Here is a 12,070-nt window from a genome sequence, read left to right on the forward strand (position 1 = left end):
TTCGACTCCTTCTGCAGGATTCAGGGTGGATGGTTCACGCGGTGACGGTGGTCGTCAGCCGCGTGGTGACGTCCGTGCCGAGGGCGCGGTGCGCGTAGCAGGTGTTCGCTGCGGCCACGAGCAGCGAGCGGGTCTGGTCCTCGTCGATGTCGCCGCGCAGGAAGAGGTGGGTGTCGAGGGGCAGCGTCTCGGCGGTGGTGTCGTCGGCGAGGTGGGTGCTGACCTGGACCAGGCGCGGGCGAGTGATGGACAACCGTCGCACGTCGGCGTACCGGCACAGCTGCGTGTGGTAGCAGAAGGCCACCCCGACCGCGAAGTAGGTCAGCGGGCTGGGCGCGCACCGGTTGCCGGGGTCGACGACCAGCCGCCACCGGTCGCCGGCCGCCTCCGGGAACCCGACGGTGACCGCGACCAGGTCGGATCCGAAGTCGTACTCGCCGGTGGCATGGACATGCCAGGCGACGGCTCCGGTCTGGTCGTCCGACAGGGTGGCGGTGCCGCCACCGCCGGGATGGGCGGTCAGTACGTCGACCGGTGCGGTCTCCGTGTCGACCGGGACCGGACGGTCGGCATGGGTGAGGAACGGGTCGGCCTGGCGGTCGCCCCGCGACGCCGGCAGCCCGGACACGATCGTCGGCCTTCCGTTGGTCGTGAGGGCGAAGGTGCCCTCGCTGGTCCGCGCCATGGCCGCGTTGGCGGGCGACGTGGCCAGGGCGCGCCGCACCACCGCGTCGACCCGATCGGCCGGTGCCGCGGACTCGACCCGGATGTCCCAGGTCAGGTCGAAGACCAGCCCGACCGCCTCGCCACGCGCGAACGAGCCCTGTGAGGCGAAGCCCTGGGTGACGGTCACCTCCAGCCTCGACAGCGTCACCCCCTCGGCGGCCGCCAGGGCCGCGATCCGGGTGGTCACGTCGGCATGCAGGCCGGCACCCCAGTGCTGGAGCGGCGCCGGGGCCAGTCCGGTGCCGCCGAGGTAGGTGCCCTCGTCGGCGACCAGGCGCCAGACGCGGCCGGTCGTGGTGTCCTCGACCAGGCCCTCCTTCTGGAAGCGACCGAGTCCCATCACCTCGCAGCGGAGGGTGGTCTCTCGACGGGTCCGCTCGTCGCCGGCGACCGGCCGGCCGGCTGCGGACACGAAGGCGAGCGGATGGGGCGACGTGGCGAGGTCGAGGTCCGGGGCCCCGGGTGCTGATGCGTTCATGATCGGTCGGCCGCGAGAATCGTGACGTGGTTGGCGACCGCCAGACCGCCCATGTTGTGGACCGCGCCCATCCGGGCGCCCTCGATCTGGACGCCGGGGAAGGTGCCGGTCAGCTGCATCGCCACCGACACGTGCTGGGAGACACCGGTCGCGCCGACCGGGTGTCCCTTCGACTTCAGGCCGCCGGACGGGTTGACGGGCAGTGCCCCGCCAGGCAGCACGACTCCGTCGGCGAGCGCCCGTCGGCCCTCGCCGCGCGGAGCGAGCCCGAGCACCTCGTACATCAGCAGCTCGGCGATCGTGAAGCAGTCGTGCAGCTCGACGAGGTCGAGGTCACCGGTCGTGACGCCGGCGTCCTTCATCGCCCTGTTCCAGGCCAGCTCGGTGGCCGCGAAGGCCAACGGGTCGCGGCGCGCTCGGGGCAGGTGGTCGTTGGCCGACCCCCACCCGGCCACCCGGACCGGCGCGTGCCGGGTCGAGGTCGGCTCGAGTCCGAGGACCAGCGCCGCGGCACCGTCGGAGACCGGCGAGCAGTCGGTACGCCGCAGCGGCGCCGCCACCATCGGGTTGCCCTCGGACGTGGTCGAGCAGAACTCCTCGCCCAGGTCCTTGCGCAGCTGGGCGAACGGGTTGGCCGCGCCGAGCCGGTGACTCTTCGCCGCGATGGCGCCGAGGGTGTCCCCCCCCGGCCCGTGGCGTCGTTCGTACTCCTGCGCGACCTCGGCGAACAGGCCCGCGAACCCGGTGCTGGACTCGGCGCCGGCCAGGTCGTAGTCGGCGCCCAGCAGGGCGGAGCCGACGGTCGATGCGGGGATGCCGGTCATCTTCTCGGCACCGATGACCAGCACCTTCCGCGCCCGCCCCGCCAGGAGATGGGCCAGGCCGGTGTGCACCGCGGCGGACCCCGAGGCGCAGGCGTTCTCGGTGCGCAGGGCCGGGACTCCGAAGAGGCCGTCGTCGATCTGCAGCGGGAGCGAGGAGGGGAACCCCAGGGGGTGCATGCCGGAGTTGAACTGGCCGACCACCACCAGGTCGATCTGGTCGGGCGCCACGTCGGCGTCGTCGAGGGCCCCGCGGCCGGCGTCGACGATCAGCGACTCCAGCGTGGCGTCGGGCTGCTTGCCGAAGGCCGTGTGGCTCCAGCCGAGGACCAGGGGTCGCGCCATCAGCTCCACCCCTCGAGCTCGGCGATCCGGTGGAAGACCTCGACCGTGCCGACCCGTTCCAGGGTGGGGTCGAGGTCGTAGTAGACAGCCAGCACGTTCTGCGCGAGGCGGCCCTTCTCGTCGAGGTCGTCGAACCGGCCGAGGGCGATGTCACGCATGGCGTCCTCGGGCGACATGCCCCTGTCGAAGCGGACCTTGGCCTCCTCCTGCACGAACAGGAGGTAGTCGCGCACCTCGTTGATCCGCTCCGGCGCGATCACCGGTCCGTGGCCGGGAACGACGGCGATCGGGTCGAGGTCGAGCATCCGGTCACAGGCGGCGACCCAGTTGGCGATCGGTCCCGCCCAGCTGATCGGCGTACCGCCGATGAAGAGCAGGTCGCCGGCATAGAGCACCCGCTCCGCGGGGACGAACACGATGCTGTCGCCCTCGGTATGGGCGGGGCCCAGCTTGATCACCTGGACCTCGACGCCGCCGACGTCCAGGTCGAGGCGGTCGGAGAAGGTGCGCGTGGCCGGCGTCGCCGTGATGTCACCGAACTCGAACGGAGCGAAGATGTGCCGGATGAACTCGCCGGTCGGGCCCGGCATGCCGAGCGCACCCAGGATCAGGTCGGGCCCGGCGGTCGCCATCTCGGCGACGGTCTCCTCCGACGCGATGATCTCCGCTCCGGTGACGAGCTCGTTGCCGTACCAGTGGTCGCCGTTGGAGTGGGTGTTGACCAGGTGACGGATCGGGTTCGGGTCGGTCAGTGGAGCGAGGCCGTCGAGCATCTCGCGGGTCATCGCCAGGTCGAAGAGCGTGTCGACGAGGAGTGAGGCACCGTCGCCGACCACGAGGCCGGCATTGCTCCAGCCCCAGGTTCCGTCGGGGACGAGCCAGGCGTGACAGTGCTCGCCGAGCTGGTGCCGGCCACGGGTGTAGGGGATCTCGGTCGCCATGGGGTCCGCCCTTCTCACGCGTGTCTCAGTGGCCCGAGCTGAGCGGGTGGCGGGTCTGCGGCGCGGCGACGCGGATGTCCATCCGACCGATGAGGTCGACCTCGAAGGTGACGACCTCGCCCTCGCGGAGCCAGCCGCGGAAGCCGTCGGGGTCGAGCGCGCGCTGCTCGAAGAGGCAGCCCTTTCCGACGGTTCCCGAGCCGAGGACGTCTCCGGTCTGCAGGTGGGTGCCGCGCGAGGTGTAGGCGACGACATCGTCGAAGGACCAGTTGATGGTCGACCAGTTCCCGGTGCTGATGGGCTGCCCGTCGATGGCGACCGACATGGCGACGTCGAAGCCCTTGCCCGAGCGCAGCGGCTCGAGCTCGTCGGCGGAGACCAGCACCGGACCGATCGTGGTGGCGCCGTCCTTGCCCTTCGCCGGGCCGAGCCGCACCTCCATCTCCTCCATCTGGAGGTCGCGGGCGCTCCAGTCGATGTACATCGTGTAGCCCACGATGTGGTCGCGCGCGTCCTCGGGACGGATGTTCGAGCCCGGACGGCCGACGACGGCGGCGACCTCCATCTCGTAGTCGAAGGCCTCGCAGCCCGGCGAGATCGCCGCGTCGTCGCTCGGGCCGATCACCGCGGCGTGGTTGGAGAGGTAGAAGGCCGGGAACTTGCTGTGCAGCGGATCCACCGTGCCCATGCAGTTGACGATGTGCTCGTGGAAGCACATCGAGTCCCGCATCGACGGCGGACGCAACGGCGCCTCGAGCCGGACCTCGTCGACGGACACCGGCGTCGCGGCCTCGAGCGCACCCCGGCCGTGGGCGAGCAGGGCGTCGAGGCCGTCGCCGATCAGGTCCAGCACACTGGCCGCTCCGGCCACGGGGTAGAGCAGTCCGTCCTGCAACACGGCTGCCTGGGTGGCGCCGCTGTCGTCGGTGTAGGTGGCGAACTTCATGATGCGTCTCCGTTTCTCACTCGGGCCCGCAGGGCCTTCTTGTCGACCTTGCCGACGGCGGTCGTCGGCAGCGTGTCGACCAGGACGACCTGCTTGGGTCGCTTGTACGTGCTCAGCTCGTCGCGGGCGGCGGCGAGGATCGACTCGGCGGTGACGCCGTCGTCGGCGGGGATGACGAAGGCCACGACCGCCTCACCCCAGTCCGGGTGCGGCACGCCGGCCACAGCGACGCTCTTCACGCCGTCCAGCCGGGCGAGCACCTGCTCCACCTCGCTGGAGTAGACGTTCAGGCCGCCGGTGATGATCATGTCCTTCTTCCGGTCGACCAGGTGCAGATAGCCGTCGACGGACAGGAAGCCCAGGTCACCGGTGTGGAGCCAACCGTCCCGCAGCGCCTCGGCGGTCTCGACCGGCCGGTCGAGATAGCCCACCATCGTGTACGGCGAGCGCGCGGTCACCTCTCCCACCTCGTTCGGCGCGCACGGCGATCCGTCGTCGCGCACCACGCGCACCTCGGCCATGAGCACCGACTGCCCACAGCTGGTGAGCAGGCCGCCACCGGCGTCGGTGCGGTGATCGTCGCGACGCAGCCGGGTGAGGAAGTTGGGGGCCTCGGACTGGGCGTAGAGCTGCACGAACACCGGCCCGAACAGGGCGAGCCCCTGCTCGAGCCGGTCGGGCGTGATCGGGGCGGCGCCGTACAGGATGGTGCGCAGCGAGCTCGCGTCGAAGCCCTCCCGAGCCACGACCGCGTCGAGGAGGCGGTAGATCATCGTCGGGACGAGGAAGAGGTAGCTCACCTGGTCGCGCTCGATGCGGTCCAGGACCTCGTCGACGTCGAACCTGTCCTCGACGAAGGTCGCGGCTCCCTTCGCGAGAGCCGTCTGCAGCAGGAAGCCCGCGCTGTGGGGAAGCGGCGAGGTCAGCAGCAGGACGTCCTCGGCGGTCAGCTCCATCTCGACCAGGTGGGAGAGCAGGTTCATCGCGAGACCGCGCTGCTGGTGCACCACACCCTTGGGCAGGCCGGTGGTGCCGCCGGTGTACATGATCAGGGCACGCGCGTCGGCGGGGACGGGAGGGAGCTCGGTCAGCGGCTCGCGGTCCAGCGCCGCCGCCCAGCCGTCGCCCGGCCCGCCGACCACGATCGTGTCGGCGTCGCATCCGCGGGTGCGAGCGAGGTCGACCGACGCCTCACGGTCGTGCCGTACGACGCACACGGCTGCCTGGGAGTCGGTGAGGATGTAGGCCTGCTCGTCGTCGGAGAGCATCAGGTTGAGCGGCACCTTCGCGGCGCCCAGCATCGCGATGGCGAGGTCGGCGACGACGTACTCGACGCCGTTCGGGAGGATCAGCGCGACGGGGGTTCCGGCCCGCACGTCGCGTGCCTGCAGGTCGGCCGCCAACCGGCGGGCGGCGTCGTCCAGCTCGGCGAAGGTCCAGGTCCGGCCGTCGGCGACGACCGCGGGACGGGCCGCATGACGACTCAGGGCAGGGACGAGCAGGTCCCGCAGGAGGAGATCAGGAGACATCGCGCTCACCTTCCGTGGGCGTGGGATCGGGGATGCGGGCGACCCGCTGGGCGGTAGCGAGGGAGCGGTAGTGGCCGACCAGCCAGACCAGCTCCTGCAGCCGTGGCCATGCCAGCTCGGCAACCGCGCGCTCGAAGGTCTCGTCGCTGAGGTCTCCGGTGCGGCACAGCTCGACGGTCACGTCCTGGACCACCGCACAGGGACCTTCGGCGGGAATGGTGTCCAGCCCGGCTGCGCGGAGCAACGGCTCATGGCCGACCCGCATGTAAGGGCTGTCGTCGATCGCGGCGACGGTGAGGATCGCGGTCTCCCGCTCGGCCAGGGTGAGCAGTCCGTCCCGGAAGCTCCCCGCGAGCGCGAGGACCGCTGCTCCAACGGCCGGAGAGGCGGCCATCAGGTCGAACGGACCGGTCAGGCGTCCCTCTGCATCGACCGGACACACACCGAGGCCGACGTTCCCCCACTTCTCCGCGATCGTGTCGATCAGCCGGCGCTGCTCGGCGGTGACGGCTCCGGCGCTCGTCCACGGCGCCCGGCCGAGCAACACGACGGGGGAGGTGCTCACGACTCCCCCAGGTACGCCGTGCGCACCCGGTCGGACTGGAGGAGCTCGGTGCCGGTTCCCTCGAGGACCACCGATCCGTCGGCGAGGACGTAGCCCCGGTCGGACAGGCTCAGCGCCCGGTGCATGTTCTGCTCGGCGAGCAGGACCGTGACGTCCTGCGCGACGACGGCCTCGATCACCTCGAAGACCTGGGCCACCACGATCGGCGCCAGGCCGAGGGAGGGCTCGTCGAGGATCAGCAGCCGTGGACGGGACACGAGCGCGCGGCCCAGGGCGACCATCTGCTGCTCGCCACCGGACATCGTCCCGCACAGCTGGCGGGAGCGCTTGCGCAGGATCGGGAACAGGTCGTAGGCCAGGTCGAGGCCGTCGGCCCCCCGCCTGCGGGCGGCCGCGTCGTGCAGCCCGAGGCGCAGGTTGTCCTTGACCGACATGTCCTTGAAGAGCCGCCGTCCCTCGGGAACGATCGCCATGCCGAGCTTCGGCCGGTCCGATGCCTGGCGCCGGCTGATGTCCTCACCGTCGAGGAGGACCGAGCCGGACGTCACCGGCTGCATCCCCATGAGGGCCTTGACGAGCGTGCTCTTGCCGGCGCCGTTGGCGCCGATGAGCGACACCGTCTCCCCGGAGCGGACGGTCATGTCCACCCCGCGCAGGGCGGCGGCCTCGCCGTAGTTGACCACCAGGTCGCGTACCTCAAGCATCGGTGGGTCCTCCCAGATAGGCCTCGACGACCCGCGGGTCGTCGAGTACGTCGGCCGGCAGTCCGTGCGCCAGGTTGCGGCCCTGGTTCAGCACATACATCCGGTCGGCCAAGGTCGAGACGGCCCGGACGTTGTGCTCGATGTAGATCACCGACATGCCGCGGGTGCGCAGGGAGGCGATCAGCTCCATGCCGAGCGCGGCCTCGCTGGGGTTGAGCCCGCCGAGGACCTCGTCGAGCAGGATCAGCTGCGGGTCGAGGGCGATGGCTCGCGCGATCTCGAGGAACTTCCGCTCGTGCAGCGTGAGCTTCCCGACCTCGCTGCCGGCGTGCTCGCCCAGCCCGACCAGCTCCAGCACCGTGCGGGCCTTCGCGAGAGCCGCCGTGCGGCCCATCGAGTCGCGGCCGAACATGCAACCGGTGGCGACGTTCTCCTCGACGCTGAACGACGGGAGGGGTCGCGGCACCTGGAAGGTCCGGGAGATGCCGGCGTGGGCGCGGTGGTGCGGGGTGGAGCGGGTGATGTCGCGGCCGGCGAACTCGATCGTGCCGGCGGAGACCGGCAGCGAACCCGCGATCGTGCTCAGCAGCGTCGTCTTGCCCGAGCCGTTCGGTCCGACCAGGCCGACGATCTCACCCTCGTTGACCTCGAGGTCGACCTCGGCCAGGGCGGTCACACCGCCGAACCGCTTCGTGACTCCGGTGCAGCGCAACAGGCTCATCGGTGTGCACCTTCCGTGGCGGGCGCCTTGCGGCGCGTGAGCGAGCGGGGCAGCGATCCCGAGATGCCGTGCGGGAGCAGGGCGATCACGAGGACGAACACGGCGCCGAGGATGATCTGCGACAGCTCCGGGGAGCCGATGTCGAGCAGCAGCTCGCGAACGACCACGACCGACGCGGCCCCGACGAGCGGGCCCCACCACCGGGTGATGCCACCGAGGATCGTCATCATGATCACGAGCAGCGGGATGTTGAGGGTGAACACCGCCCCCACCTCGACGTATCCCAGGAAGATCGCCTGCGGCGCACCGGCGAGACCGGCCAGTCCCGCGCTCACCGCGAAGGTCAGCACCTTGTAGCGATAGGTCGGCACGCCCAGGGACTCGGCGACGCCCTCGTCGTCCCGGATCGATCGGAGCGCGGCACCCCAGCGGCTGACCGACGCGGCGAGCGCCACGAGCGCCGTGCCCGCGGCGATCAGGGTGCCCACGATGAACAGGTTCCCGGTCGACGATCCGATCCAGGATCCGACCGCCTGCTCGCGGACGAAGACACCCGTGCCACCGTCGAGGAAGGCGAGGTTGGACACGACCGTGATCACGATGAACGCCATCGCCAGGGTGATCAGGCCGAACAGGTCACCGGCGAAGCGCGGCGAGGAGAAGACCGCCAGTCCCACGATGACGGCCAGGACGGCGGCCGAGACGCCGGCCACGACGAGGACCACGACGAACGGGACGTCGGTGTGCCGCAGCATCGCCGCGGTCGCGTAGGTCCCGACCCCGAAGAACACGCCGTGCCCGAAGCTGGCGTAGCCGGAGTTCCCGGAGAACAGGCTCCAGCTCAGCGCCAGGGCGATCCAGGTGACGAACTGGAAGCCGAACGCGACCACGTAGTCGGAGCCGAGCGTCGGCACCAGGGCGATGGCCAGCACGGCACACCCCACGATCCCGCCGACGTTGCCGGCCAGCGCTCGGTCGATACGGGCGTTCATGCGAGCCTCCTCGCGGTCATCGACTCGCGGACGAACCGGATCGCCGGCCCTCCGGCGAGGAACAGGAACAGCACGCCGAAGGCCACGGCCGGCGACCACTGCGGGGGGAACCACAGGGACCAGGCGTTCTGGATCATCATCACGACGATGGCGGCCACCAGGGCGCCCACCGGGCGACCCAGACCACCCAGCATCGTCGCGACGACGACCGCGCCGATCCACTGCAGCGGGAGAGACGGGCTCAGCGGCATGCGGAGTGCGACCACCATCCCGGCGACAGCGGCCGTCGAGGCGGCCAGGCCGGAGACCGCCAGGGTCAAGGGGACCACGCGGACGCCGAGCGTCTGTGCGATCTCGCTGTCCTGGCGCATCGCCTGGACAGCCCGGCCGGATCGGGTACGCCCCAGGGCGAACGCCGAGACCCCCACCATCACCACGGCGCACACCAGCGCCAGCAGGTCGACCGGCTGGACCGCCAGCTGCGGCAGGGGTTCGGGGAGACGCAGGCTGGTCGTGAAGCTGTCGGCCAGCATCGGCCGCAGGTTCAGCAGATCCGGGCTCCAGATCATCGACACCGCGCTCTCGGTGACCATGAAGAGCGCGAAGGTGATCAGCAGCGCCGTGAACGCCTCAGCCTTGAGGGCCAAGAAGATCCACTGGACACCGACCCCGATGAGGAAGAACGCCGGAACCGTCACGACGAGGGTCAGGAAGGGGTCCCAGAGCTGCTCCGAGACCAGGCTGTAGGTGACGTAGGCACCGAGCAGTGTCAGGGACAGGTGGAAGAAGTCGGCCACCCCCAGGTGCCCCCACTTCACACTGAGGCCCAGGGCGATGCTCCCGAACAGGCATCCCAGCAGGGCCCCGTTGAGCAGTGTCTGGGCGAGCGCCATCGACGATACGGACATCACGTTCTCCAGGTCGGGTCGCCGGCGGTGGCCCCGGAAGGTGGGGAGAGGAGGCCACCGCCGGCGGGTCGGTCGGTCGGTCAGGGCTTCTCGTCGATCTCGGCGCCCGCAACGTCCTCCGGCCACACCAGGACCCGCTTGCCGTCCTGGATCTGGGCGACCCGGGTGAAGTCGCTGCCGTAGTTGTTGAAGCCGTCGAAGTTCGCCGTGCCGACGAGCGTCTCGACGTCGTGGCCGTTGAGCCAGTCGATGACCGCCTTGTTGTCGACGCCGGCCTCGTTGATGCCGGTCAGCAGGATCTGCCAGGCGCTGAAGCCGGCTGCTGCCTGGGTCTCCACCAGCGGGAAGAGCTTCTCCTTGCCCGCGATCTCGCTGTAGGACTTGGCGAAGTACTTCGCGACATCGGTGTCGCCCAGGGGCGGGTGGTTCTCGTAGATCGACGAGAGCAGCAGGCCGTCCGCCTTGTCACCGAGGCCCTGGACCGCCGCCGGTGCCGGCAGCGCGACATAGATGCCCTTCGGGGTGTACCCGATGGCGTCGAAGGCCTGGTAGAGGTTGGTGATGTCGGCACCGAGCCCTCCGACGTACACGAGGTCGGGGTCGGCGTTCTGGATCCGGATGGCGATCGAGCTGAAGTCCGTGGTGCCCAGGTCGTACTCGACGTCGCCGACGGTCTTGGCGCCGGCGTCCTCGAGGGCCGGCTTCGTGCTCGCCGTGTAGCTGAGGGTCGTCGGGAACTTGGACGTCGCGTAGAAGACCGACTTCGGCGGGTTCGCACCCGACTTCACGGCGTCGACGAACGTCTGGGCCTGCGCGGCGAACATCTTCGTCGGGTCCTCGACGCCGCCACCGATGTGCCACGACGGGAAGTGGTTCTCACCGATCAGCTTGTCCGGGGCACCGTTGGTGGCCGTCGGGTAGGCATAGCCGGCCCGGGTGACGGGGCCGGCACCGGCCAGCGCCGCGGCGCCGCCGTACGGACCCATGACGAAGTCGACCTTGTCGCCGATCAGGCGCTCGTAGTTGGACGTGACCGTCGCGGGCGCGCCCTGGTCGTCGAGGACCTTCCACTCCAGCGGGCGGCCGTCGATGCCGCCGCAGTCGTTGACCCACTCGACGACCAGGTCGCCGACGGCCTTGTGCAGCGTCGCGGTCGGCGCCAGCGGGCCGGTGAGGCTCAGCGAGCCGCCCACCACGATCGGGTCGCCGGTCGGCTCGGCGTCGGTCTTGCACTCCATGCCGGCGATCGGCGAGACGATCTCGGCGTCGGGCAGGTCGGCGGCCGGATCGGCCTTCTTGCCGTCCTCCTTGACCACGCCACCGCACCCCGAGAGCAGCAGCGCGGCACACGCGCTCACCGCGATGCCGCGGGCAGCCGGCTTCTTGATCATGCTGAACATCTGGTTTCTCCTGGTCTCGGTGGTGCGTCAGTTGTCGAGGAAGGCGACCACGCGGCACGGCGACGCGCTGGTCTTCGGGAGCTTGATGGGGAAGAACCCGACGGTGAACCCGGTCGTGGGCAGCGCCGCGAGGTTGTCGAGCTGCTGGATGATGAAGGCCTCCTTGTCCGCGATCGCGAAGTGGCCGTCCCACAGCTCCTTGGGGTCGCCGGTGGCCTCGTAGGCCGCCTTCATGACCGGGAAGGGGCGGTCCCAGGCCAGGGCGTCGGTGCCGAGGATGGTGGCGCCGAGGCCGGTGAGGTAGCGGGTGCCGTCGCCGCTCATCCCCGGGTAGTTGAAGAACTCCGCGTCGGCGGGGGTGTAGCGCTCCTGGCCGGTGCGCAGCAGCAGCGCGTCGCCCTGCTGGACCTCACGCCCCGTCGCCGCGATCGCCTTCTCCAGCGCCTCGACCGGGAGCGCCTCTCCCGGCTTCGCCCACTCCCGGACGTCGAGGACCATGCCGGGGCGGTAGAGCTCGGACAGGTCGATGTCGCTGATGGTGCGGGCCTGCTTGCCCTCGATGAGACTGCCACTGTGCAGCGGGGCGTCGACGTGCGTCCCGCAGTGCGTGTTCATCTCGGTGAGCCAGTCCTCGCCCCAGCCCTCGCCGTTCGGGAGCTCGTGACCCTCGCAGCCGAAGATGTCGACCATCCGGTCGCGACCACGGTCGCTGGGGTGCAGGTAGTCGATCTTCGGCGCGAGCACGGTCTCGAGCGCCTTGTACGCCTCGGGCACCAGCTCGCGGTTGGCGGGATCGAGGGTGCGGGAGAGGTCGACGAGCTTCGTCATGGTGAGCGTCCCTTCGTGGGGTGAGATGCGAACAACCTTGGGCCCGCGTGACGGTCGTCACCAAGAGCGCTGCCCGACAGGAAGCGGGTCGTTCACTGTCACGCCATGACAGGGGGTCGCCGCGCCGGACGAGGGCCGTCCCAGCGCCGCTCAGGGGGCGCTCGGG

Annotated in this window: 12 protein-coding genes; all 12 read right to left on the bottom strand. The window is 70.5% G+C overall.

Annotated elements, in window-relative coordinates:
• Positions 1 to 34: 34 nt before the first annotated feature.
• The gene (locus FHP29_RS13830) at positions 35 to 1,204 is read right to left on the bottom strand and encodes an OsmC family protein (RefSeq protein WP_139623459.1); all 1,170 of its coding nucleotides are present in this window, start codon (positions 1,202 to 1,204) and stop codon (positions 35 to 37) included.
• Positions 1,201 to 2,370, bottom strand: coding sequence for a thiolase domain-containing protein (locus FHP29_RS13835; RefSeq protein WP_139623460.1), 1,170 nt, complete (start codon positions 2,368 to 2,370; stop codon positions 1,201 to 1,203). Before FHP29_RS13835 ends, FHP29_RS13830 begins: the two co-directional genes overlap by 4 nt.
• The gene (locus FHP29_RS13840) at positions 2,370 to 3,311 is read right to left on the bottom strand and encodes an MBL fold metallo-hydrolase (RefSeq protein WP_139623461.1); all 942 of its coding nucleotides are present in this window, start codon (positions 3,309 to 3,311) and stop codon (positions 2,370 to 2,372) included. The genes FHP29_RS13835 and FHP29_RS13840 overlap by 1 nt, the downstream gene beginning before the upstream one ends.
• Before the next feature lie 25 nt (positions 3,312 to 3,336).
• Positions 3,337 to 4,257: a fumarylacetoacetate hydrolase family protein gene (locus FHP29_RS13845; RefSeq protein ID WP_139623462.1), complete on the bottom strand. Its 921-nt coding sequence runs from the start codon at positions 4,255 to 4,257 to the stop codon at positions 3,337 to 3,339.
• The gene (locus FHP29_RS13850; RefSeq protein ID WP_139623463.1) at positions 4,254 to 5,786 is read right to left on the bottom strand and encodes a class I adenylate-forming enzyme family protein; all 1,533 of its coding nucleotides are present in this window, start codon (positions 5,784 to 5,786) and stop codon (positions 4,254 to 4,256) included. The genes FHP29_RS13845 and FHP29_RS13850 overlap by 4 nt, the downstream gene beginning before the upstream one ends.
• The gene (locus FHP29_RS13855; RefSeq protein ID WP_139623464.1) at positions 5,776 to 6,351 is read right to left on the bottom strand and encodes a hypothetical protein; all 576 of its coding nucleotides are present in this window, start codon (positions 6,349 to 6,351) and stop codon (positions 5,776 to 5,778) included. Before FHP29_RS13855 ends, FHP29_RS13850 begins: the two co-directional genes overlap by 11 nt.
• On the bottom strand, positions 6,348 to 7,055 hold the full coding sequence (locus FHP29_RS13860; protein WP_139623465.1) for an ABC transporter ATP-binding protein: 708 nt from the start codon (positions 7,053 to 7,055) through the stop codon (positions 6,348 to 6,350). Before FHP29_RS13860 ends, FHP29_RS13855 begins: the two co-directional genes overlap by 4 nt.
• Positions 7,048 to 7,776 carry an ABC transporter ATP-binding protein gene (locus tag FHP29_RS13865; RefSeq protein ID WP_139623466.1) on the bottom strand — a complete coding sequence of 243 codons (729 nt, stop codon included), beginning with the start codon at positions 7,774 to 7,776 and terminating at the stop codon, positions 7,048 to 7,050. The genes FHP29_RS13860 and FHP29_RS13865 overlap by 8 nt, the downstream gene beginning before the upstream one ends.
• Entirely contained in the window at positions 7,773 to 8,768 is a 996-nt protein-coding gene (locus tag FHP29_RS13870; protein WP_139623467.1) for a branched-chain amino acid ABC transporter permease, read from the bottom strand. The genes FHP29_RS13865 and FHP29_RS13870 overlap by 4 nt, the downstream gene beginning before the upstream one ends.
• Positions 8,765 to 9,676: a branched-chain amino acid ABC transporter permease gene (locus FHP29_RS13875; RefSeq protein ID WP_139623468.1), complete on the bottom strand. Its 912-nt coding sequence runs from the start codon at positions 9,674 to 9,676 to the stop codon at positions 8,765 to 8,767. The genes FHP29_RS13870 and FHP29_RS13875 overlap by 4 nt, the downstream gene beginning before the upstream one ends.
• A gap of 80 nt (positions 9,677 to 9,756) precedes the next feature.
• Positions 9,757 to 11,076 carry an ABC transporter substrate-binding protein gene (locus tag FHP29_RS13880; protein WP_139623469.1) on the bottom strand — a complete coding sequence of 440 codons (1,320 nt, stop codon included), beginning with the start codon at positions 11,074 to 11,076 and terminating at the stop codon, positions 9,757 to 9,759.
• Positions 11,077 to 11,103: 27 nt separating this feature from the next.
• The gene (locus FHP29_RS13885) at positions 11,104 to 11,904 is read right to left on the bottom strand and encodes a cyclase family protein (protein ID WP_139623470.1); all 801 of its coding nucleotides are present in this window, start codon (positions 11,902 to 11,904) and stop codon (positions 11,104 to 11,106) included.
• Positions 11,905 to 12,070: the final 166 nt, after the last annotated feature.

Source organism: Nocardioides albidus, from assembly GCF_006335005.1.
Lineage (GTDB): Bacteria > Actinomycetota > Actinomycetes > Propionibacteriales > Nocardioidaceae > Nocardioides > Nocardioides albidus.